At 27.1% G+C, this 23,828-nt stretch carries 25 protein-coding genes; 12 read left to right on the top strand and 13 right to left on the bottom strand.

What is annotated here, in order from left to right:
• Positions 1-71: 71 nt before the first annotated feature.
• Both PUD86_07640 and PUD86_07635 read left to right on the top strand, forming a co-directional pair.
• Positions 72-221, top strand: a complete 150-nt coding sequence (locus tag PUD86_07640; GenBank protein MDD6777152.1) for a hypothetical protein — start codon at positions 72-74, stop codon at positions 219-221.
• A gap of 21 nt (positions 222-242) precedes the next feature.
• A complete protein-coding gene (locus PUD86_07635) occupies positions 243-755 on the top strand; it encodes a GNAT family protein (GenBank protein ID MDD6777151.1) in 513 nt (170 codons plus the stop codon).
• 17 nt (positions 756-772) lie between these two features.
• Here the strand turns inward: PUD86_07635 and PUD86_07630 are convergent, their stop codons facing one another.
• Both PUD86_07630 and PUD86_07625 read right to left on the bottom strand, forming a co-directional pair.
• Complete coding sequence (locus PUD86_07630) at positions 773-2,059, bottom strand: DUF4143 domain-containing protein (GenBank protein ID MDD6777150.1); 1,287 nt, start codon at positions 2,057-2,059, stop codon at positions 773-775.
• 617 nt (positions 2,060-2,676) lie between these two features.
• Positions 2,677-2,934 (bottom strand): TMEM175 family protein, encoded by a 258-nt coding sequence (locus tag PUD86_07625; protein ID MDD6777149.1) that lies wholly within the window; start codon positions 2,932-2,934, stop codon positions 2,677-2,679.
• 187 nt (positions 2,935-3,121) lie between these two features.
• Between PUD86_07625 and PUD86_07620 the strand changes: the two genes are divergently transcribed.
• Both PUD86_07620 and PUD86_07615 read left to right on the top strand, forming a co-directional pair.
• A complete protein-coding gene (locus PUD86_07620; protein ID MDD6777148.1) occupies positions 3,122-3,835 on the top strand; it encodes a methyltransferase domain-containing protein in 714 nt (237 codons plus the stop codon).
• Between the two features lie 71 nt (positions 3,836-3,906).
• Entirely contained in the window at positions 3,907-4,392 is a 486-nt protein-coding gene (locus PUD86_07615) for a hypothetical protein (protein MDD6777147.1), read from the top strand.
• Positions 4,393-4,397: 5 nt separating this feature from the next.
• Here the strand turns inward: PUD86_07615 and PUD86_07610 are convergent, their stop codons facing one another.
• Both PUD86_07610 and PUD86_07605 read right to left on the bottom strand, forming a co-directional pair.
• A complete protein-coding gene (locus PUD86_07610; GenBank protein MDD6777146.1) occupies positions 4,398-4,763 on the bottom strand; it encodes a GNAT family N-acetyltransferase in 366 nt (121 codons plus the stop codon).
• Positions 4,764-4,866: 103 nt separating this feature from the next.
• The gene (locus PUD86_07605) at positions 4,867-5,352 is read right to left on the bottom strand and encodes an HXXEE domain-containing protein (protein ID MDD6777145.1); all 486 of its coding nucleotides are present in this window, start codon (positions 5,350-5,352) and stop codon (positions 4,867-4,869) included.
• Between the two features lie 234 nt (positions 5,353-5,586).
• Between PUD86_07605 and PUD86_07600 the strand changes: the two genes are divergently transcribed.
• Both PUD86_07600 and PUD86_07595 read left to right on the top strand, forming a co-directional pair.
• Positions 5,587-5,931, top strand: coding sequence for a DUF2085 domain-containing protein (locus tag PUD86_07600; GenBank protein MDD6777144.1), 345 nt, complete (start codon positions 5,587-5,589; stop codon positions 5,929-5,931).
• 2 nt (positions 5,932-5,933) lie between these two features.
• On the top strand, positions 5,934-6,362 hold the full coding sequence (locus tag PUD86_07595; GenBank protein MDD6777143.1) for a hypothetical protein: 429 nt from the start codon (positions 5,934-5,936) through the stop codon (positions 6,360-6,362).
• 119 nt (positions 6,363-6,481) lie between these two features.
• Here PUD86_07595 and PUD86_07590 read toward each other — a convergent pair whose 3' ends face one another.
• A complete protein-coding gene (locus PUD86_07590) occupies positions 6,482-7,591 on the bottom strand; it encodes a TMEM175 family protein (protein MDD6777142.1) in 1,110 nt (369 codons plus the stop codon).
• A 1,076-nt stretch (positions 7,592-8,667) separates the two neighbouring features.
• Here PUD86_07590 and PUD86_07585 point away from each other — a divergent pair.
• Together PUD86_07585 and PUD86_07580 are read left to right on the top strand one after the other, a co-directional pair.
• Complete coding sequence (locus PUD86_07585) at positions 8,668-11,376, top strand: hypothetical protein (GenBank protein ID MDD6777141.1); 2,709 nt, start codon at positions 8,668-8,670, stop codon at positions 11,374-11,376.
• Between the two features lie 640 nt (positions 11,377-12,016).
• Complete coding sequence (locus tag PUD86_07580) at positions 12,017-13,036, top strand: linear amide C-N hydrolase (protein MDD6777140.1); 1,020 nt, start codon at positions 12,017-12,019, stop codon at positions 13,034-13,036.
• A gap of 255 nt (positions 13,037-13,291) precedes the next feature.
• Here the strand turns inward: PUD86_07580 and cas1 are convergent, their stop codons facing one another.
• Both cas1 and cas2 read right to left on the bottom strand, forming a co-directional pair.
• Positions 13,292-14,287, bottom strand: coding sequence for a CRISPR-associated endonuclease Cas1 (cas1, locus tag PUD86_07575; protein MDD6777139.1), 996 nt, complete (start codon positions 14,285-14,287; stop codon positions 13,292-13,294).
• Positions 14,287-14,562 carry a CRISPR-associated endonuclease Cas2 gene (cas2, locus tag PUD86_07570; GenBank protein ID MDD6777138.1) on the bottom strand — a complete coding sequence of 92 codons (276 nt, stop codon included), beginning with the start codon at positions 14,560-14,562 and terminating at the stop codon, positions 14,287-14,289. The genes cas1 and cas2 overlap by 1 nt, the downstream gene beginning before the upstream one ends.
• A gap of 295 nt (positions 14,563-14,857) precedes the next feature.
• Between cas2 and PUD86_07565 the strand changes: the two genes are divergently transcribed.
• Positions 14,858-15,940 (top strand): tyrosine-type recombinase/integrase, encoded by a 1,083-nt coding sequence (locus PUD86_07565; GenBank protein MDD6777137.1) that lies wholly within the window; start codon positions 14,858-14,860, stop codon positions 15,938-15,940.
• Positions 15,941-16,023: 83 nt separating this feature from the next.
• Positions 16,024-16,977: a hypothetical protein gene (locus PUD86_07560; GenBank protein ID MDD6777136.1), complete on the top strand. Its 954-nt coding sequence runs from the start codon at positions 16,024-16,026 to the stop codon at positions 16,975-16,977.
• 687 nt (positions 16,978-17,664) lie between these two features.
• On the opposite strand, the gene PUD86_07555 is transcribed toward PUD86_07560, so the two are convergent.
• Positions 17,665-18,207, bottom strand: a complete 543-nt coding sequence (locus PUD86_07555) for a manganese efflux pump MntP family protein (GenBank protein ID MDD6777135.1) — start codon at positions 18,205-18,207, stop codon at positions 17,665-17,667.
• 121 nt (positions 18,208-18,328) lie between these two features.
• Here PUD86_07555 and PUD86_07550 point away from each other — a divergent pair, with 121 nt between their 5' ends.
• Positions 18,329-19,105 (top strand): ABC transporter permease, encoded by a 777-nt coding sequence (locus tag PUD86_07550; protein MDD6777134.1) that lies wholly within the window; start codon positions 18,329-18,331, stop codon positions 19,103-19,105.
• 50 nt (positions 19,106-19,155) lie between these two features.
• Here the strand turns inward: PUD86_07550 and PUD86_07545 are convergent, their stop codons facing one another.
• The 4 genes from PUD86_07545 to PUD86_07530 form a co-directional block, all read right to left on the bottom strand.
• Complete coding sequence (locus PUD86_07545; GenBank protein MDD6777133.1) at positions 19,156-19,785, bottom strand: zinc ribbon domain-containing protein; 630 nt, start codon at positions 19,783-19,785, stop codon at positions 19,156-19,158.
• A gap of 62 nt (positions 19,786-19,847) precedes the next feature.
• On the bottom strand, positions 19,848-20,288 hold the full coding sequence (locus tag PUD86_07540) for a hypothetical protein (GenBank protein MDD6777132.1): 441 nt from the start codon (positions 20,286-20,288) through the stop codon (positions 19,848-19,850).
• 48 nt (positions 20,289-20,336) lie between these two features.
• Positions 20,337-21,722: an MATE family efflux transporter gene (locus PUD86_07535; GenBank protein MDD6777131.1), complete on the bottom strand. Its 1,386-nt coding sequence runs from the start codon at positions 21,720-21,722 to the stop codon at positions 20,337-20,339.
• Positions 21,715-22,188, bottom strand: a complete 474-nt coding sequence (locus PUD86_07530; protein MDD6777130.1) for a MarR family transcriptional regulator — start codon at positions 22,186-22,188, stop codon at positions 21,715-21,717. Before PUD86_07530 ends, PUD86_07535 begins: the two co-directional genes overlap by 8 nt.
• Positions 22,189-22,468: 280 nt before the next feature.
• On the opposite strand from PUD86_07530, the gene PUD86_07525 reads away from it, so the two are divergent.
• Positions 22,469-23,329, top strand: coding sequence for a hypothetical protein (locus PUD86_07525; GenBank protein MDD6777129.1), 861 nt, complete (start codon positions 22,469-22,471; stop codon positions 23,327-23,329).
• 8 nt (positions 23,330-23,337) lie between these two features.
• Here PUD86_07525 and PUD86_07520 read toward each other — a convergent pair whose 3' ends face one another.
• Positions 23,338-23,808, bottom strand: coding sequence for a hypothetical protein (locus PUD86_07520; GenBank protein MDD6777128.1), 471 nt, complete (start codon positions 23,806-23,808; stop codon positions 23,338-23,340).
• Between the last annotated feature and the right edge of the window lie 20 nt (positions 23,809-23,828).

The following is a 23,828-nucleotide window of genomic DNA, read 5'->3' as shown; positions in this document are numbered from 1 at the left end:
ATTTTTGAAAACCCGCAAGATTTATTTTATCTTAAAATTAAAATATATTTAGTAATCTGTGAGGTAATAAAATGATTATAACAATTATTAGAATAATTAACTTAATATTGTTGATTTTTTTAGCAGCGTTATTAATACTTAACCGTGGTAAAAATCAAAAACCTCAAATTGCATTTTTTGCAATATTGTTGATTTTATTTATTGTAAGTTTACTTAAATAATAACTTTATGGTGGAAAAAGAATGAATGTGTCATTAAGAAAATGGGAAAAAGAAGATGGCGATAATTTATCAAAACTATTGTCAAATAAAAAGATTTTAGACAACTTAAGAGATGGATTACCATATCCATATACAAAAGAAGATGCACTTGAATATATTAATTTCATACTTGAATCTGATCCGGATTCTACATTTGCATATGCTATTGATGTAGATGGGGTGGCTGTTGGAAGTATTGGTGCTTTTAGACAGGAAAATATTCATTCATGCACTGCAGAGCTTGGATATTACCTGGATGAAGCATACTGGTCAAAAGGAATTATGACACAGGCTGTAAAAATGATTTGTGATAAAATCTTTAATCAAACAGATATCATTAGGATTTATGCAGAGCCTTTTTCCAATAATATTGGTTCTAGAAAAGTACTTGAAAAGGCAGGATTTCAATTAGAAGGGATTATGAAAAATAATGCTATTAAAAATGGAAAAGTGCAGGATATGGCAATGTATTCTTATACAAGAGATTTAAAATAAGTATTTTACGTACTTATTTATCTCAAAACACCAATTGGTATGACTTTTACTCCATCGGCTCTAGTGTAAGCTATATTTCCTCCAGTAATCACTGCTAAGAAACTAGGTTCTTCCAAATCAATTTTTTTATTTTTAACACTCTTTTTAATTAATTCTTTTAGTTTAAGTAAATTTTCTGCTCCTTTATCAATTTCTTTGCTGCCTAATTTGAATTCTATTAATGCATATCTCCCATCATCTAGATATATAACACAATCTGCCTCAAGACCACTATCATCATGATAATATAATACTTCTCCATTAACACAACTGGAATATACTAAAAGATCACGTATACAAAGATTTTCAAAAATAAAACTAAATGTTTCAAAGTCTTTTAGCAATTTTTCAGGAGTTAAATTAAGACTGGCAACAGCTATTGATGGATCAATAAACTCCTTTTTGTATGATTTTCTAATAGTATTTGCTGATCTAATGTTTGGTGACCATGCAGGAATATTTTGAATAACGTATAATCTTTCAAGAGCATCAATATAGGAGTTATATGTTGGTGCAGTAATATCCCCATATTCAGTTCTTATATCTTTCATTAGTGTTTTTTTAGTTGCTAATGTTGAAATATTTCTAGCATAGGATTTTAGTATTGCTTTTACTGTTCGAGGGTTACGTTTAACACCATCTACATTGGAAGTGTCACTATTACAAATTATATCCATATAATCTGATACTATTGAAAGTTGATGATGTTTAGTCTTTTTATTTAGGGATTCTGGCCAACCACCTCTGCAAGCAGCAAATATCAAATCAGATATTGTTAAATTTGATGTAATGCCGTCAATGTTTAAATCATTATTATCAAATAATTCCATTAAGGATATTTTTCCTGTTGATTCACCACTTTCGTATAAACTCATAGGTCGCATTACTATTCTTTTTATTCTGCCAGCTCCTGAATGCATGATTTTACTTTCATCCACTATTGTTGAACCAGTTAAAACATATAATCCGTCTTCATCTGACTCATCAACTAAATATCTTACAGTATCCCATAATTCTGGTGCCATTTGCCATTCATCAATTAGCATTGGTTTTTCACCTTTCAATAATTCTATGGGATTAGTATCAGCAAGCATTAAGTAAGATTTTCCATGTATAGGGTGTTGTAATTCTTTTAGGCTTTTACATTGTTGTTTTGCTGTTGTAGTTTTACCACACCACTTAGGTCCAGTTATTAGTACTGCACCCATATAATCTAGAGAGTCTTTTAGTTCTCTATCAGTATATCTTGGCAAATATTTTTTCATTATAATCACTTTTTCATATTTTTCATCTGTTTTATTTTATGTTTTTCATGTGTTTTATTTTATGTTTTTCATATTTTTAATTTTTATATTAAGTATCAAAATTTAAATATTCAAAAGAAATAGTAGTATTTTTTAAAAAAGCAATTAATTAATAAGTTTAAAAAAAGAAAAAAAGTATAGTTTGGAAATTAATCCAAAACTATGATTATGCACTGATTTCATCATCCATTTTTTCCTATACATAATATCCCTTACTGATGAAATAATTGGGATAATTAAGTATAAGTAAATGTAGTGTCCAGGAATGGAATAGTTTAATCCAGTTACAATAAATGTAAGTACGGATATGATGATTAATGTTGCATAAATGTTCTTTTTGTTTTTAATTAGATCTTCTTCAATAATTTTAGTTCTGTCTGCATAAGTAAATATTATTGCAAGAAGAACTACAAGATGATATTTAATCCAAACATTAAATCAGCATCAAGGAATCTAGCATATCTTCCCATAATCATTGTTGTAAATGGGATGAATGAAATACATAATAAATATAATAAGTTCAACCATACAAATGGTACTGTTAAGTGTTTTACTTTAATGAATTCGTGGTGGTATACTCAGAATGCTCCAACTAAAATAAAACAGGTTGCATATCTTCCAATTGTTGGAATAATGTTAATCATGAATGTTTCAAAGTTAACAGCGGTTTGGAACTGGAGTTCAGGTAATTCAATACCGAAAATCAATAAAGTCATTACCATACCGAAAATTCCGTCACAAAGTGCCATCATTCTACCAGGATCAATATTTATCTCTCTATAACCTAATGTGAGAACAGATTTTTTCTCATGTTTATCAGAATTTTTATCAACCATATAAATTTTCCTTTAAAATGTTTTAATTACTAAAAAAAGCACTAAATATCTTTGTTAAAAATAGTATTAATAGTTTGTTACTGGCTAAATAACCTTGGTTTCTTATGATTTCTATTAAATTTAGGAATGTCTAAAAAATTCACAAAGTATTTATATGACCATATGTAAAATAATGATGGTGATTTAAATGCATGATTTGTATGATGATTTTGCCAAAGTTTATGATGAATGTGGTGTAGATGATTATTCACTATCATTTGGTAAGGGAATGTTAAAATATTTGGATTTAATCCATCCTGATGAAAGCTTTAAGAAAAATTTGGATATCTGCTGTGGAACTGGAACATTATGCGGATTTTTTAAAGACAATGGAATCAAAACAAAAGGTGTAGATATCTCTAATGAAATGATAAAGGTAGCACAAAGCAAATATCCTGATATTGAATTTGTTACATGTGATGTTTCAAAATATAGTGATGATGAAACATATGATTTTATTACATGTAGTGATGATGCACTTCAGCATATTACAAATATTGATGATATTAAAAAAACAATTAAAAATGTAAATAAATTACTAAGACCTAATGGCTTATTTATTTTAGATTTAAATAATTTCAATTTAATTTCCTTTGAAAAGCGCAATAAATCTTTAGATGAAACAAGAAGACTTGTTTATCAGCTTCACCGCGAAAATGAATTGGTCTGCTATAATGTAAAATACTATGAAAATGATGAATTGTTATGGGAAAATAACGTTTTTGAACTTGACATATCAGTTGATGAATTAACTCAAATGTTAAACGATGAAGGATTTATATTGGAATCCTGCTCACAGCATTTCTTTTTTGAAAAACAAATAAAAAAGTGGAAACTTGTTTATAAAAAAACAGATGACTAAATATTTAAATAACAAAAACCCTTATATATTAATTATCATTTTTCATGATAAATTAAAAAGGACTTTATATTATGGCTGAAAATAAAGATTCCAAACAAAAAATAGCTATTGAAATAGGACTTAATACGGATCAGTATGCTCTTTTAGATAAAAAAGCAAGACAATTTTCAAAAGATGGAGAAAATATTTCTGTTGAGAACTTGGTTAAACTATTGGTAGTTAAATCAGGTCTTGAATTGGACTTATTAGAATCAACAACCCTAACAGAACTAAAAAAAGAAGTAAGAAATCTTTATTTATTAAAAGCAGTTTATGAAAATTCCGCTAATAAAGGGAAGATATTGAGAATTGAGTCTAAAATTTCCCATATTCTAAATAGGGAGAATTTAACTGATGAAGAACAATTTGAAAAACTTAAAAAAGATCTAGAAGACTATTTTTCAGATAAACAGCTATTATTGGATATTGTTGGAAATATCAGGCAAATGAATGAATCATGTCATATTGAAAATAATGGAAGTTTGATTTTGTTTGAAGATTATATTAAAAAAATTTAATTAAACTAAAGCTCAATTTCAAGCTCTGGACATTCCCATTTTTCACCCATAAGTAAATATTGGGTATTTGGCTTATTTTGTTTAAATCCAACTGATTTATAGCAGTTATATGCAGCCACATTACATTCAAACACACCAAGACTAACTTTTTTAGCACCAAAAATCTCTTTTGCATACTTTAGCGCTAGTATCATCATCTGTTTTCCATATCCATTTCCACGTTTTGTATCATCCACAATAACATAACAAAAGCGCAAAATATCAAATGATTCTTCAAATCTTTTCATAATTAAAAAACCAACTATTTTCTCATCATATATAGCTGTAAAGGCTATATTATCATTTACCACACTAAATTCTTCTTTGGAAATTGGATAATCACCTAAATTACCTGCGTTCCATTCATAAAATGCTCTTTCATCCTTGGCCAGGACAAAATTGTATCTGCATCATTATCATTGTATGGTCTTAATCTTAACATTTTATCTTCTCCATTACATTTATAGTAAACCATCCGATTAGTCTTTGAGCAAGAATCAAATTAATAACAACAATTAATACTCCAATTACCATACTAATAACTAATTGTGTAGTAATTGTAATTTGTGCGAAGCATTGCCAGATTATGTAAATACTTATAGGAAGGCAAATAATACTTGTAATAAGTGCTGGAATATATTTTTTTAAGACAATTGCCTGGCCAAAGTGAACTATAAAGTGAAATGCACAGCCAATAAATGCACCAAGCCACAAACTTTTAAAAAACATTGAATTAAAAGCCAAAATACATAAAATAATACAAACAATAAGCTCTTCAAAAACTGCTAAAGCAAATCCTTCAGTTGAGAAGTTTTTATAGAGTTTTATGTTGTTTTTAGCCATCCAGGGTCCAAGTCCAATTATTTCTTCCATATCATGAAAAATGAAAATAATTGGAAAAAGCCAAATAAATTCTTCCATAATAATCACTTTTTATTTCTAAAGGTAAATTATCTAGTGTTTTGTGTTAGTTTAAATCTTATTGTGGTTTTTAATAATTTTTAGAAAACATTCATTCAAAAATAATTGCATCATATATCAATTTTACAAAAAACACTTAAAAATATTAAAATGTACAAAAACAAAACACAAATTATATTACCTCACAATCCAAATAAATACAAAATAGAAGTATTAAAAAGTTGTGAATAACATATGAATAAACTTAACTTAATCTGCCATAGAAAACCTGAAAGAAGCTTTTTCTTAAAAGGGCATCAATTCCCAGTATGTGCAAGATGTACAGGGTTCTATATCTCTTTAATATTGTATTTCACATACACTTATTTTTTCTTTGTAGATTATAATCTAACTGTATTAATACTTGCAATATTACTATTAATCCCCGCCGCCATAGATGGATTAACTCAACTATTAGAATACAGAGAAAGTAACAATACATTAAGATTCACCACTGGACTACTCGGAGGATTAGGTTTAGGAATACTAATCAAAGCTTTAAAATACTTCATATATTTAAAAGTAAATGGAGGCCTTTAAAAATGAGTTTTTTAGATGATTGGAAAGAATGGAGTACTCCAAAAAAAGTAATTTCCATTTTAGCAGTTTGTTGTATTGGGCTTATCATAATAGGAATGATTACTGGTGGAGGGTCACCAGACAAAAACACAAGCCCTATCAATGATGGTAATAATAATGTAGAACAAATAACCGGCAAACAAGTAAAAATTATTTACGATGGGGAATGGTCCGGTGCTGCTGGAGATGTTAGTTCAATTAACAGTATTAGTGGCTCTGGTGATGAAACTATTGATATGCCTGATGATGCAAGCCTTATTTCTGCTAACGCACAGAAAAAAGATGGTAGTAGTAATGAATTAACTATTCAAATCTTAAAAGATGGAAAAGTAGTTAAAGAATCCAGTACTACTGCAGAATATGGTGTTGCACAAGTTTCTGCATCAGTATAAATTTTGAAAGTGTTGCATTATATTTGTAACACTTATTTTCTCTTTATTTATATGAGTTTTGAGTAATTCTTAAGATAATATTCGTTTTAAACTATTTTAAGGGGGATTCTTAAAATAATTTAACTATTACTGTCATGCTTTAATTGTGTAATTATGAAAATAAATGGCGTTATTATTAATAGATAGGTAAATGCTGAATTAATAAAATAGTCACCTAAGACCACAACAAATGTTAATAAACTTATTATAGCAAAAGTATGTTGATAATATTTTCTTTGACTTTTGTCCATTGTATTTTCAAGGAAATTCTTATTATTTGCATAATGTACACATGCAGTAAATAATAATGTAATAATAAATATGTTAATTATAAACACACATTCGATAAGGAAATATTGGCCATATGAACCCATCAATGATGTAGTAAATGGAATAAATGATAGTGACGCAAGATATAGAATATTCAACCATAGATAGATAGTGTCCATATTCTTTAATTTAATTACTTCATGATGATATACCCAAAAGGTACTTACTAGAATAAAACTAACAAGAACAGTACCTACCGTAGGTAATGTTGAAACTATAAAATTAAAAATGTCTTGTGATGTTTTCATTTGGGTAGCAGGTAGTTCAATACCAAAAGCAAGAAGAGTCATAACCATTCCGAAGATTCCATCAGTAAGTGCAAGTAATCTTCCAGGATCTATATTAACGTTCTGGCTAAATGCATCTCTAAATCTGTCTCTTAATGTGTTATTTCTATTGAAGAATTCTATCCACCTATTTTCTGGAATATTTCTGCTGTTCTGGTTTAAGTTTTCGGATATTTTGTGTTCGTTTAGGTTTTCTGTATTTGGTATCTTAGATTCTTGATTTGGGTTTTCTGAACTGGATATTTTCATTTCTTGGTTTATAGTTTCTTGTTTGGGTTTTTTATTGTGGTGGTGTTCTCTTTGCTCTGGATTTTCTGGATTTGCTTTTCCAGAATATTCGTCAATGCCATAATCTATTAGTTTTCTTCTTTTGTCGAAATCCCCATATAAATTCTGGTATTCTGGATTATTTTCCATTCTTAATTCATGTAAACGTTTTCTGAGTTTTTTTCTTGCAAGATTCAATTCATGAATATCTTTATTTAATTCTTCATCTTCAATATATTCTAGAAAATTACTTGAATCTATGTCGTCATTGTTTTTCTTTTCCATATATCTTTCTCCTTCTTTCATTAAAATAATAAGCCTTATTGTATGATTTTTAACATTTTTGTTTATTTTTTTTACTAAATATTATAGTTAATATAATAATATTCAATATTATTGTAAAAATGAGATTTATATTAAACAGTTTGGTTTTATGTTGATTATTTTTTAATATATTATATTATTATATTATTATAATTATTTTTTTGATTTTGTTTAATTTTTATTTTTTTGATTTTGTTTAATTTTTATTTTCAGTTTGAATATATATTATTCAATTCATATTTAATTTATAATCTATTCTACTAATTATTAATAAAATCCATTTTATTTATTTTAAAACAATTCTAATTTATTGTTGTTAATTGTTTAATTGTATATTTATGTGTACTTATTTTTTTAAGAATATTTTCTAATTTTTTTATTGATTTTTATACGATTTTATACAAATTTTGTATATTCGATTAAATCAGAGTTATGATAAAACAAATATTTAAGAATGTCCAAATATTTATATTATACAATTAGATATTTTTATTTTCATAAATTAAATCTTAGTTTTATCTTATTTTGATATGATACCTGTTTTATATATTTATTTAAGTTTTAAAACTATGTATTTCTTAGATTTTAATTGAGGTTAATTTTAGATTTTTATATTGATTTTATTGTGTTTTTGTCTTATTCTATTTATTTTTAATAGTATTGTGCTATTTTTGACCAATACAATAGATTTGTGCTTTATTTCCTAATCATAACATTTATATACAATTTTTTACTTAGATTTATATATGAAATTATTTCTATTAATCCATGAGTTTTAAAAATTATAAATTAAGAAATAAGTTTCTATTATATTATGGTTGATGATGGTTTTTGTTCTGAATATTATCTTAAGTAATATTCAGAACTTAATTAGTAAAAAGTCTTAAATATTAAATTATACATATTATACTCATTAAGTTTTTATGCTTAATAATAGATTTTTATTCAATATTATTTAATAAAATTATACTTTTATTCGACAATTTAAACTCATTTCAATTGTAAAAATATAATATTGTTTTAATTATCTATATAATTTACAAGGAGGAGGTGAAAACGTGTTAAAAAAGAAATTAATCCTCATAGTAAGTATTATTCTATTATTCTCTCTTTGTTTGGTTAGTGTATCTGCTACAGACAGTAGTTTAATCAATGGTACTGATTCATATGGAGATAATCTTCAAAGTTCTAATTTGGACTTAAACAATACTTCAAATATTGCAAGTGATTATAATACTAAACTCAATTCTGAAGATGGCCCCCAAATTATATTAGATAATAATGGCAATGGTGGTAGTTTCAGAGACTTACAAAATTTAATTGATTCCAATACAAATGGAACAATAGATTTAGATAAGGATTATAAATATTCTGAAAATGACAATCTACCTAATGGCATCACAATTAATGGTAAAACTTTAGTTATTAATGGTAATGGACATACATTAGATGGATCAAGTCTTGCCAGAATATTTAATGTAAGTGATTCAATTTTAGAATTAAATGATTTAAAATTAATAAATGGTATGAACAATGAATCTGGAACAGCGATATTTGCCAACAATGCTAAATTAAATATTGATGACTGCAGTTTTAACAACAATGCAGTTAATATAAATTTAGTTAACTATACTAAATCCTTCTCTGTTAATGGAGGAACTATTCATCTTTTAGATTCTACAGCAAACATTAATAATTCTAATTTCACTAATTCTAATGTTAACTTCAGTGCTGATAATAAATATAATGAAAACGCTGTAGTTAATGGTGGTGGAATTTTTTCTAAAGATTCTAATCTTAATATCTCAAATTGTCTCTTTAATGATAATCATTTAATCAGTAATTATACTCACGTAGTGTTTTCAGGATCTGCTATCTGTACTGATGATAATATCAATACAACAATAGTTGATTCAAACTTTACTAATAATAACTGTTCCTATGGGACAATCGACGATGCAAGTGAGAACCTAATTATTAATAATTGTTTGTTTAATAATAATTATGCTAATGAAGGATCAGATATCTATTTAGAAAGCGATGTTTACAATACTACAATATCAAATTCTAAATTTATTAATTCACATTCCGAATCTGATGGTGGTTCAATATACTCATATAGTGGTTCTGAAGATGGAAGTATAATATTTAATAATTGCAGCTTTATTAATACAAGTAGTGGTGATGATGGTGGAGCATTATACATAAATTCTGAAACTAATATCCTAGACTTTAATAACTGCAGTTTTATTAACACTAGCGCTTCTGGAGGTGGTGCAATATGGTATGATGATGGTACTGCATCTAATGTTAATAACTGTACCTTTATTAATTGTACTGCATTAACATATGATGGTGGTGCAATACTTAATGATGGTATTAATATTAATGTTACAGTCAGATCTTCAAGATTCATTAATTGTACTGCATCTAAACAAGGTGGTGCTATTTCCCACAGACCATATGGTTATCATTATTTTACTGTAATTAATTCTACATTTTATAATAACACCGCAGAAGAAGCTGGAGCAATATATATCTGTGATGAGGATCTTGGTAGAATATATAATTCCACATTTGTTAATAACTCTGCACGTTCAGAAGCTGGTGCAATCTCTTGTAATAAACAAGGAGAATATAACTATGGTATTGATATCATAGAAGGCAATATATTCATTAACAACACCGCTCCTGAAGCAGGTGCTATAAGTATATGTGGTGGTAATATTAGTAACTGTGTTATTATAGATAATCCTGATAATAATAACCATGATGTTGTTAGCAATGGTTATTGGGAAAATAGTGTTAATTTGACCTATAACTGGTGGGGTTCTAATAAAAATCCAATTGACAGATATACCAATAATAGTGAAAATGGTATTGTTAATCATAATTGGGTTTTAATGACCTTTGTAAGTAATGAAACAGTTATGTTTGTTGGTAATACATATAATTTGACTGCCGGTTTAACCCAATATACTGATGGTAAAAATATTAATGGTTTTAACCAATATTTACCAATACGTAATGTAAGTTTCACTGCAAAAACCGGTGTGTATGATCCTGAAACCGGGGCTTTGGTAAATAATAAATTAAATACATTATATTCTAAAAGCACTACAAATAACACATTATATGCTACTATTGATTATCAGACTTTAGAGCTACCTATATTTGAAGCAAAAATTTTTATAAATAAAACCCCAAACCTTACTGCTGTTAAATTAGGTGATGAACTTTCATATATTGTTGTGGTTAAAAATATCGGTGATTATAATCTTACTAAAGTCTACTTTAATGAGAATATTCCAGAAAATTTAAGATATATTAAATTTAGTGGTGATAACTGGACTGTGAACGATAAAAATAATGCATTTTATTATCTTAATACTTTAGAACCTAATCAAACCGCCAACATTACATTATACTTTAAAGCAGTAAAAGAAGGTAATTTTACTAATGCAATAGTTGTTAATACCCATGAAATTGACAATATTACAATTAATAGTACAGAAGTCCAAGTCATATCAAATGACACCAATAGAACAAACAATACCAATAGTACCAATAATACTAATAACAACAATAAAGCAGATAATAATAAGGCAAACAATAACAGTAATATTGGTGATAGTTATAATGAAAATGGCTTAAATAACAATAATGCTGCTATTTTTGTTGAAAATAGTCCTGTTACTGGTATTCCTGTACTTGTCTTAATCATTACATTACTCTCTTGTGTATTTATACCTAGAAGAAAAAACTAAATAATTTACTAATGGTAGATTAGCTTAATTTGGGTATTGTACTGGAAAAAAATTAGATAGTTACTAATGATTAGTTAATTGGGTATTGTACTGGAAAGAATTGGTGTAATTGTTTATTATTAAGATTAAATATATATTGAGCATTAGAAAACAATTAAACACTTTTTAATTAGGATTTTTTAATCCTAATTACTTTTTTTATTTTACTGAAAACTAACTATTTTCAGTATCTTTATATGTTTAAAACGAATGTTTTCTTATGAATTATTCAAAACGTAAAAACAAAACAGGTAATGACATAAATTGCGATAACTGCAAAGAAAACATTCACTTGAACTGTGACAACTTCAGTCCGAAAAAAGATTATTGCTTGAAATTTTTCAAGGAAAATATAAGTGAAGTAACTGAATGCCAAGAAAAAACAGTGTTCAATGATAAAGATTTGTCCAGAAAGTGGAGTAATTAGTTGTGGTTAATCTTGTTTGAAATGTAATGTTTGTTAGGGTAATATTCGTTTTAAACTAGGGTGAGGGGTAATTTTCCATAAACTTTAAATATGGAATGGTGAAATATTTAAAATTTGTCAGTATTCATTGAACTTTTTTATAAATATAGAAAAAAATATTAATAGGATGAAAGAATGTTAGAATTATCAGAAGATAGAATGGAATCAATTAAAACCATTAAAAAACTTACTGAATATAATGATTATAATCTTTATTCTATTGAAATAAAATATGATTATAATATCGATAAGGTAACTCCAATTGTCGAAGGAGAGATAAGTGATCAACAAATGATGGAATTAACCTTCGCAGATGCTCTTCCGGGAGTAGAATTAGAATTGGAAATTCCTAATTATGGATGTTCAGCATTTACAATGCCAAATAATGAAAAATTTTTATTTGGAAGGAACTATGATTTCTCTTTTGATTCATCAGCACTACTTGTAAGATGTAATCCTAAAAATGGATATAAATCAATAGGATTTGCAGCATTAAATCATATTTATAATAATGATCCCGAAATAAGCATGGGAACAAAAGCATTATGTTTAATTTCACCATATATCTGTTTAGATGGGATTAATGAAAAGGGGCTTGGAATAGCTGTATTGACACAAACAAGCAAACCAACAATTCAAAAAACTGGGAAACCTATTTTATTAACGACTGTATTAATTAGATTAATTTTAGATAAAGCTAAAACAACAGAAGAAGCGATAAAATTAATCAAACAATATGATATTTTATCTACGAGTGGGAGGGATTATCATTTCTATATAACAGATAAGACTGGGGATGGTAGAGTAGTGGAATTTGATCCTGAAAAAGAAGAAAGACCAATGGTTGTTACTAAATTTAAAGCTGCAACAAATTTCTATGGAATGTATATTGATAAAGTAAAACCAAATAGAGTAAATGGAATATATGGAAAAGGAAAAGAAAGGTATGACTCCATAATGGATGTAATAAATAATGGTGGAAATGGAATAACTGATGTATGGAAAGCATTAAAAGCATCAGCACAAGACCCAAACCCTGAAGATATTGCAAGTAATACTCAATGGTCTATTGCATATGATTTAGACAAACTAGAATGTGAAATTGTATTAAGAAGGCATTGGGATGATATATTAAGGTTTAAATTAAATGAATAGTGTTAAATTAATTTTCAAGTGAGTTCTGGATATTACTTTAGAAAACATTCAGTAAATACACTGCCTATTTTTCTTTATTTTACTTAGTTTAATATCTATTTTTTCTTCTTTTAAAAACTTTCTGAGGACATCCTTTTTACACTCTTTTTATTGGGTAGGTTTCCTCAAAATTATATGATTTTAACTAATTTTATCGAAGTTTTTTCATAAATTTTGAGGACATTAATTTTTTAACTAAAAAATATCTATATTTCCTCACCATCTTAAATAAAATCCATTAAATTCAGTACCATTCAATAATGTATCAACTAAATTCTTGCTTTGTTTTCTAATTAAATCTTCATAACTGACAGTTTCATCGTTATATGTTATTGTTGAGAATATTTTTCCAAGAATTTTACTTACGATTAGTTTTCTAGCTTCTAGTTTTATTGTATTGTTTCTTTTATCTAAATCATCATTAGTGATTTGTTTTCTATTGATTAAACTTATAACGGCCTTATCTACTATTTGCTGCCTGAATGGTTCAATTAGATCAAATGTTAAGCTGGTTCTTCTATCCATATCAAAGTGTAGGAAACCACAGTATGGATCTAAACCATTAACTAAAATGCTTTTTGTAATTTCACTTGCAAGAATAGCATATCCATAATTCAGCATTGAATTCAATAAATCTGTCGGCTGTTTAGTCCTATTTCTAAATTCAATTTCTTTTGGAATGAAGTATTTTACACCCATCCAATATTCATTTGAGGCTTTTCCTTCTAATCCCATGATTTTTATTCTCTGTTTTTCATTATCTCCATTTAAACTTAATTCATCAATCTGTTTTATTATTTCATCAATTTTTGATCTGTAATTAAATACTCTTTTTAGCTGTTTGTTTTTGTTTAATGTTGTTAATGTTGCTTTTTGATTTTTCATTTTACATTTGATTAGTTCTTTTGAAATTTCAAGACCTAATTTATTTTCACTCAGTTGATATTGTTGTTTTCTTAATGTTACATTCCTCCAGTCAGGTGATTCCAATGTGTAGGTTAATTGTCCTCTTGGATTGATTGCTATCAGTTTAATGTTATTTTGTGCTATTAAATTCAATGCATCAAAAGTCACGTATCCTTTTCCAACAATTGTTATGTCATTAACTTCACTTGCCTTAATTGAATCTATAATTTCAGAGTTTTCATGTATGGCAAGCCGGTTATCCTTTTTATGTATTGATTTATTGTATCCATCGATTATTAGTTTCATCAGTACACCCTAAATAGTTCATTATCAAATTTAATCTCTCGACCACAGCTTTCCTTTTTCAAATAGCAGTTTTGACATACTGGAAGTATCAAAACACTATCATATTCTTTTATGACATTATCAATACTTTCTTTCAGTGAATTTCTTTCATTGTTGTCCAGCTCCCCTACATATAATATGTTTTGAATTTTTCGAAGACCATAGTATTCGATGATTCTTTCAATTTTTTCCAAATTTGTTTTGAATTTTACATCAAGACTTACTATCACATACATGAGTTAAAATTTATCATTTCAAAGTAAAATTTTTTTATTACTTTTTTTAAGATTTCTATTACAAATCTAAAATCTGGAGAAATTGCTGTTTTTTAACAGATTGATGTAGGGGAATTACTTCACTTTCAACACTTATCTGAAAACTTCCAAATTTGTTGATTTTTATATATAAAGAGAACGTATATTTTATGTAATAATATACGTTAAAAAAGAAAAGATACGAAGTCTTTATATACTCAAAAAATAAATAGTATATCAGGGTTTAGGTATAAAAATTTAGGAGGAAAAATGGCTTATGATTGAAGTTGATGAGCTAACAGACTACCTAGATGAATACTTAGAAGAAAAGCAAGAGGTAAAAAACTTAACAGAAGAAACAATCAAAAAACAAACCTTCAATATATCTAAATTCATTGAATTTCTTGAATTCAATGGAGTTGAAGAATTAAATGAGGATAATGTTAAAAAACAGCTAAGAAAATATCGTAGACACTGTTTAAAACAACGTGGAAACAAAAGGACAACTGTAAAAACATATATGATGAATATATTGGAATTTATAAATTCTGAAGATGTTCAAGAAGAAATCCACCATGATCCTATTAAAATGAAGGATATTATTGAAGTTAAAGCAGAAGATCCTGAAACTGCTAAAAAAAGAATTGAAAAAATATCTCTAACTTGGCAACAATCCAATTTCTTTTTAGATACAATCAAACAAAGTGGTAACGTTCGAGATTATGCAATTTGCAGGACATTTATAGACTCTGGAATGAGGCTTAAGGAACTGGTGTTGTTAAACAAAGATGATATTCAAGTTCCTATTGATGAAAAAGGATTTTATGTCCTTCCTGAGGATACAAATGAGTTTATTGATGTTTATCTAAGAGCAGAAACAACAAAAGGTGAATTAAAGGACCGTACAACCTTTATAACTTATGATACACTTGTTAGTTTAAATGATATGATGATGAATCGTATTACAAAACTTAGAAAAAACACTAATAATGTTTATCGTCCTGTTATTCAAAGAAATAAAGCTGCTGAAGAAGTAAATCGTGAAGAGCTATTTACAAATATCAAGGGAAACAGAATTGGTAAACGTGGAGTTCAGGATATCATTAAAAAACATGCACGTGAATGTGATGAGAGAATTGAAAGTGAAGGGATTGATTGTCCGGTAAATTACGGCAAAAATGTCAGTGTTCACATTCTAAGACACACTGCACTTTCACATTATGCGGAAATATTAACTGTTGCGGAGGTTCAATCAATTGCAGGACACTCTAATTCACAAACAACAGACAAATATATTCACATTGACCGTGAACAAATGAAACAAAAACTTAAAGTCAATTCTAAAAGATTTAACAGTTAATTGACTTTACAACTCTTTTTTTATTATACTTTTAAATATTATGTTGTTCATAAATTAGTGTATTAAACAAATTTTTGATATTTATGAACTCTAAGAATAAATTTTTAATTTTGTCAATTATTGTAATCTTTATAGCTATTTTAGGATTTTCCTATGCTAATAATCAAGATAATACAATAAATGAACCGGTTAATAATACAAATAACTCCTCCTGGGGTTGCTGTTCGATTATTCTTCAAGAAGACGGCAGTAATGCTACCTTTGCATATAGAAGAGATGCTAATTTATCTGCTGATATTTCTATAGAAAAGATGAATTGGCATGGAAAATCAGCTATTAGACAGCATAAGGATGAAGGAGGCTACTTTACTCATTTAATCATTACTCATGATGGCTGGATGATTGGATTAGGTGGTCTTGATGATGGTGAATATAATGAAATATGTGAAAATATCACTGCTGGAATGGTAAATGATAATTATTCCATATCTGTTGATGCTTTAAAAGAAATTCAGGAGATTAAAAAAAGATATAAATATGGTCATGCTCTTGTTAAAGCTCCACATGGTAATTATGGCTTTGCTACTGTAGATATGGTTAAAACAGGTACTTTAAAACCAGGACATTATATTTCAATGCCTAATAGTTATCAATATTCAAGAGTTGGTGAAATTTCTCCTAATAACAAAACAGATAAAATTAAATTCATGCTTGAATTATCTCAAACAGATTTATTTGGTCTTGATAGACGTGATGTAATCACTTATGACTTTAAATCAAGCCGATTTGTTAATTCAACTGATATTTATGTATCTAATGAAAAAGGATCAAGATTTACTATGGATTATGCAGGATATGCTGATGATGTTTATTTAAATAAAACACATATCAAAGCTGAGGATATTCCTATATCTCCTAAATATAAAAAAATAGGCACAATAGACTTTATTGACAACAGTTCTGATGATTATAATCAATTTATATTAACTTCAGCTACTGAATTAGTAATATTTTATTTATTGTTATGTTTTATTTAGTCAGATTTGTTAGAAAATGACACTTGAAATTTAATAAATTTCATAAAAATTATTAAAAAATAGAAATTTAAAGAAAATGTTATATTTCAATAACTTGATATATATGTAAGTGTTGATTTATAGCATTTTCTTAATATATGATTTGTACTAACACTATTTAGTGTAGTAATTGTATAAATCATATTGATGAATAATATATTTAGTATATATTTTATATAAATATGATTAATACATATAATGGTATAATTATATTAATACATAAATAACAATTATAACAATTAATTATACTATGACTATTTTTACTATTATTACTTTTAATATATATTTGTGTATAATATACGGAAATACAATTCCGACACCTATACTTTTTCACTAACGAAATTTACTATAAAAATAACGATTAGATGGGCTTATTTTTTAATTATTTAAATGTAAATTCGTTATTTAATTATTTAAAGATTATATATTTCAATTAATTATAATTAATTATTTTACATGATTTATCTCGGTTAAATAATAGTTAAATGGACTATTATTTTATAAAATTTATTAAATTTTATTAAAAATTATTTATCAAATTTTTGCTGATTAAAATGTTAATCTTCAAAAATAACCTATATTGATTGTTCCATCTATATGTGATGATTTAAATTCAGTAGTTTTGTCAATTTTTAAAAAAATAGAATATTAAAATCCTAAAAGAATTTTAATACCAATTAAGATAAGGATAACACCACCAAGAATTTGGAATTTATCTCCAACAATATGGCCTATTTTCTTACCAATAAATATACCTACTACACTAAACAGGAATGCTACAATACCAATAATAACTGATGAAATTAAGATTGGGTCTTTTAAAAGTGCAATGGTAATTCCAACTGCAAAAGCATCAATACTTGTAGCTATAGCAAGTAAAGTAACTTCTTTAAATGAAAATTCATCAGTAATTTCATCTTCATCAGATCCTAAACTTTCACGGATCATATTTAGTCCAATTATTAAAAGTAATGTAAAACCAATAATTGATGCTAATGTCTCAACAATTGATGAAATTGCGCTGCCACAGAGATATCCTAAAAGTGGCATTAAAAACTGAAAACCACCAAAAAATAAACCGTAGTATAAAATCTGTGGTTTAGTTAGGTTTTTTTGACTAAAACCTTTTGTAATAGATACACTAAAAGCATCCATTGCTAGAGCTATTGCGATTAGTGAAATAGAAATCAAATTAAACGACATTAATATAAATCTGTTTATAATTTTATTTATATTTAATTACATTATTGATTTTATATAAAACATACAAATATATATGATATTTTATAAAGTATAATAGGGGATGTAAATTATGAATATAAAAAGAATTCTATTTATATTTGTTATTTTTACACTTCTTATGACTTGTATTGGTGCTAGTTGCGCATCTGATGAGTTTAACTCAATACAATCTGATGATTCTGAAATTATTGATGTAGATTATGATTTAGATGATTCTGAGGATTGTGAAGATGAGTCTGATTTGGAAGACGATTCTGATTATGATGATTATGATGATGAGTCTGATTTGGAAGACGATTCTGATTATGATGATTATGATGATGTGTCTGATTTGGAAGATGATTTCGATGATGATTCCGATTTAGAAGATGATTCTGATGATTGGGACGATTCTGATGATGATTCTGATGATTGGGATGATGATTGGGATGATTCTGATTATGATGATTTCAGTGATCCTGATAATAAATTAGAGATTTATTATGAAAATCTTGATATTTCATATGCAAAGCATACTAAATATTATGCAAATGCATTTGGAGGAGCAGCTGGTTCAAATATACCAAAAAATGTTCCTGAATCAGGTAATGATGCGTCTAATACAAAAGAATCAACTGATTCAAATTCATCAAACAATTCATTAATGAAATCTATTTCAAAAATAACTGCTTTATCATTATCAAATGATGATAATTCCACAGATAATGTTAGCTCAAATAACACTAATGTTAACTCCAAAAGCACTAATTCAAATTCAAACAGTGAAAATGGTCAAAATTATTATTATTTAATTATTATTGTGATAGTTTTAATTTTAATTGTTTTTGCGTATAAGAAGTTATTCTAAATTTTAACTTCTATTTTTTATTTTTTTTAAAAAAAGAAAAGTGTACTCAACTAGAATGATTGAGTACTGCTGTCTGGTGATAGGGAAACGCTTTTTGTATCTAAGAGATTATTGTTTGTATCAAATAAATTAATTTCTGCATAATCTGGATAATATTTATATGCATCTGCACTTGATACTTCAATATATCCTGAAGAATCAACAGTTACAGGCACCATATTTCCATTATTCAAACTTGATCCGTCTCTGGAATACTTAATTTGTATAATTGCGCTTTTACCTGCATGTTCTGAACCAACATTAATACTTGCATAGGTCTTATCAGATAATCCACTTCCTGTTGAGAAACTTCCACCAAGGATTGTCATTGGAGCTGAATTTGAACTTCCAGATGATGAACTTGAACTTGATTGTGATGTTGTCTGACCAGGGTTTAGAATATTTGCATTATTTTGAATTGGGTCATTATTATGGCTTGTAAATCCAATATAAGCAAACGCTCCTGCAAGGGCAATTACGATTATAACTAATGCTATGATTATATATTTAGTAGTATCACTTTTAGAACTCTCATTATTAACAGTATTGATATTAGTTACTGTTTTTTTCAGCGGGGTTCCACATTTTTTGCAGAATTTTGCTGAATCATTATTTTCACAATTACATTTTGGACAATGCATTTTCAAATATCTCCTATTTAATATATATTTATTTAATAATATGTTATTCACAATATTAAATATTATTCATTGTATTGTCTAAATTTCTTAATAAAATTGTCAAGTTCTTCTTCAATCTGAAATAATGAAACTACTGGTTTATATGTTAAAAGAGAACTAAAAGCTATTAAAAAGGGAATAACTTCTCTAATATTGATGTTATCAAAGATTAATTGTTGATATGTAACTTTAAATGTTTGTTCATTTTTCTGTTCTAAATCAAGGCCGAAAGGTGTAAAATTAATCTCTTCTTTTTCGATTAATTCTTCTAAAACTTTGGTATTTTCATGTATATCTTCAAATTCGATTTTTTCTTTGTCCAATAGAGGTGTTACGAAATCAAATTTAATATCATACCTGAATTTTGAATAATTATGTCTAAAATAGTTATCAACAATTAAATAGTTAACAAAAAGTTCGTGGTTTAAAATTGAATATTTTTTATTATTTAAAATAAATTCCATAATTAATATTTGATAAAAAATAGTATAAAAAACTAGTTTATAATAAAACTAGTTTTCTTCTGGTGTATATTTTCTAATTGAAACTTTTTTGAATCTATCAATGAATATTTTCGCCCAGATATATCCAATGGTTCCTCCAATGAAACAACCAAAGATAACACCTGCGTAAATACCATTTAATCCCCATCCAAAGACAAAGCAGAATAAATATGCAAATACACATTCTAAGAGAAGTGATCTTAAAAGTGTAATAATTAAGGAATAAATTCCTTTTCCAACTCCCTGGAATACCATAGCAGACATCATTCCGTGAGGAACTGCAAGAACAAATAAGCTCAATACAGATACGGTATATGCAATTTGTGGAGCTAAACTAGCACTTTCTGCAGTGTATGAGAATATTGATGCAATTGGGGATGAGAAAATAATCATTATAACTCCAAGGATAATTGATATGATAAATCCAATTCTAATAGAGTATGAATGACTGATTTTTAAATTCTCATGATTGTGTGCTCCGTATGCTACACCAGAAACGGTTAAAACTGCAGTTCCAATACCCATTAATGGAATCATTACTAATTGTACAATTCTCATTGATGCAGTATATACAGCTACTGTGGTAGTTCCTGCTGCCATAACAATCATAGCATTAACAATAATCATAAGTGCAGACATTACAATATTTTCCAATGTTGAAGGAATTGCGACAAGTAATGTGTCAATAATGATTTGTTTGTCGAATTTAAAGTTCTTTGGAGATAAATCAAGGTATAAATCTTTTTTACCCCAAATCCAATAACTCATTATAACACAGGACATTGTTGCAGATAATGCTGTTGCCCATCCTGCACCTGCAATTCCCATATTTAAAGTATAAATGAATATAGGATCTAAAATCATGTTTAAAATAGCTGTAACTGCGATTGCAATTGTTGCACGTCTCATATCTCCTTCTGATCTAAATACTGCAGATGCTACGTTAGAATATACGAATACAAATAAAAATCCAAATACAATATAACTGTAGTCAAGTGCATATTGAATAGTTGATCCTGCACCCATTATTTGTAAAATTGGAACCATAAAGATAAGAACAAATACTGTACACACAATAGATATAACAATAGATAATAAAATTCCGTGTAACGCTGCGTTATTTGCCTGTTCGTAATTTTCAGCACCAATATTTCTTGCAATTAATGAATTTGCACCAGCACCAATTCCGTTTCCAAGTCCAACAAGAATCATAAATAAAGGTGTGATAAATCCTATTGCTGCAAGTGCATCAGCACCAAGTCCAGCTACCCAAATACTATCTGCAATGTTATATAACATGATAAGTAACATTGAAAACATCATTGGAATAGCTAATTTTATTATAGCTTTTTTTGGATCTCCAGTAATCATGCTTACATTACTTGATTTACTCATTTTTAACCCCCATTTCATTTAATTTAATCATATTTATAGTAATCTTTTTAAGAATGTTTTGTAATTCTGATTTATTAATTGAGATTCCCTCAATCAATTCGTCTTCTAAGTTTTTAAGGATATTAGTACATGTATCTAAAGTTTTCTGTCCTTTTTTTGTAAGTGAAAGTTTATTTTGACGCCTATTATCTGTATCAATTTCACGTATGACTAACTCCTCGTCTTCTAATTTTTTAATTGACCTTGCAACTGCTCCTTTATTGATATTACATCTAATAGCTATTTTTTCCTGATTGCTATTATCTTGATGTGATATTTCATACAATATGTGTAATTGTGTTGAATTAATACCAAAATCATTTAAGTACTGATTAAGATATTGTTTTTGCTTTTTGGCAATGATAACTATTAAATTACCAATTGGGAGATTTGAAGAGTCAATGATATTTATTATTTCACTGGTCATAATATCTCAATTTTTAAGTGGTGTTAAATTCAATTTTGTTTAATTTATGGTGTTTAAAAATTATATTTTAGTGTTGTTGTCTAACTAATAACTATAATTTTTATTAGTTGTTAAAAAAAATCGAATTTATTTATGTAAAAATCATGGGTGTATGACTTACGTTAGTATATTAGGATGTCCTACTATATAAATGTTGCACTGACAACTATTGCATAATCAACAGTTTTAAAATAAATCTTTTGTAATAATATTTATTAGTTTTAAGCAATAACATATTATTATGAATAAATTAAAAATTGCTAAAACAATTTCAACAATAACAAACCCACCTATTGTCTGTATTCCATTATTCATGATAATATGTTTGGTTTTATCTTTTGAAAATGGGTTATTTAACTTTAATAAGTTTATTGTTTTGGAATTAATTTCATTAGTTTTTGCATCAATCCTGCCAATGGCAATTATTGTTTATTGGGCTAAAAAGCTAAATACTGATGGTGATATTTCAAACAGACAAGACCGTTTTGTACCATTGGTTGTTGAAATAATCTCTTATTTCATTGGTTTTATTGTATCATTGGTTCTTGGTGTTGATAACTTCTTAACAGCACTTCTTTTATGTTATTCTATTAACACAGGGGTTGTTTTATTAATAACATTCAAATGGAAAATCAGTATTCATACTACTGGATTATCAGGTCCTGTTGGAGCATTAATATTACTTTTAGGACCTATTGGTGCAGTATTTGGAATAATCTATCCAATGTTAATCTGGTCTCGTGTAATCCTTAACAAACATACATTAGCACAAGCTATTACAGGTGGAGTTCAGGGATTCTTTTTAACAATATTTGAGATGTATTTATTTATGGGATTACTTGGTTACAATGTAGTAAATTTAACACCATTAATTGATTGTGTATGGTTGGTACTTGCTATAATATATTTACCAGTTGTATTTGGATTAATCTCATATAGTAATATAAGTAATAAAAAAGTAGTATTATCAATCTTTAAAATAGCAGGTATTGTGTTATTTTTAGTATTTGGTAGTTTAGAAGTATTTATTATTTATGTACTAATTGTTTTAACCTGCATTTTTATTAAAATGTATAATGGTGATGAAAAATTATTAAATTAATAATTTTTTTATTTTTTTAATAGCTGTTTAAGCTTTCTAAGTGGTTCGGTTAATTTCCAGCTTTTTGAGTTTTTAATTTGTTTAAGCTGTTTTTTAAGTTTTTTATTTTTCTTAGTTATTTTCTTGAGTTCTTTTACCCGTTGTTTTAGAATATTATTTTCCTCAATACTTTCTTCATATTTAGGATTATTAAATGTTTTAATTGTATTTAATGTTTTTCCAAAATCCATTGGACCATGACCTTTACTTTCAGGGTCTTCTTCATAATAATAATGAACATCAAGAGTATTGTCTTTTTGAAGGCTTATTACATTATTAACAAATCCATTGCACCTTTCAAGATCTGCTTTTGAATATGAATTAACATAATATGTTATATCAGGAATATAGTTTTTATATTTGAAAAGTTCAATTAAATCAATTCTATGCTTTAATTTGTCTAAGAGTTCTTCTTCACTAAGATTTAATTTATTTTTCAATATTCCAAGCAGATACTCGT

It is taken from the genome of Methanobacteriaceae archaeon (genome assembly GCA_029219465.1).
In the GTDB taxonomy this organism is placed as follows: domain Archaea; phylum Methanobacteriota; class Methanobacteria; order Methanobacteriales; family Methanobacteriaceae; genus Methanocatella.
This window is presented reverse-complemented; position numbering and strand designations above follow the sequence as displayed.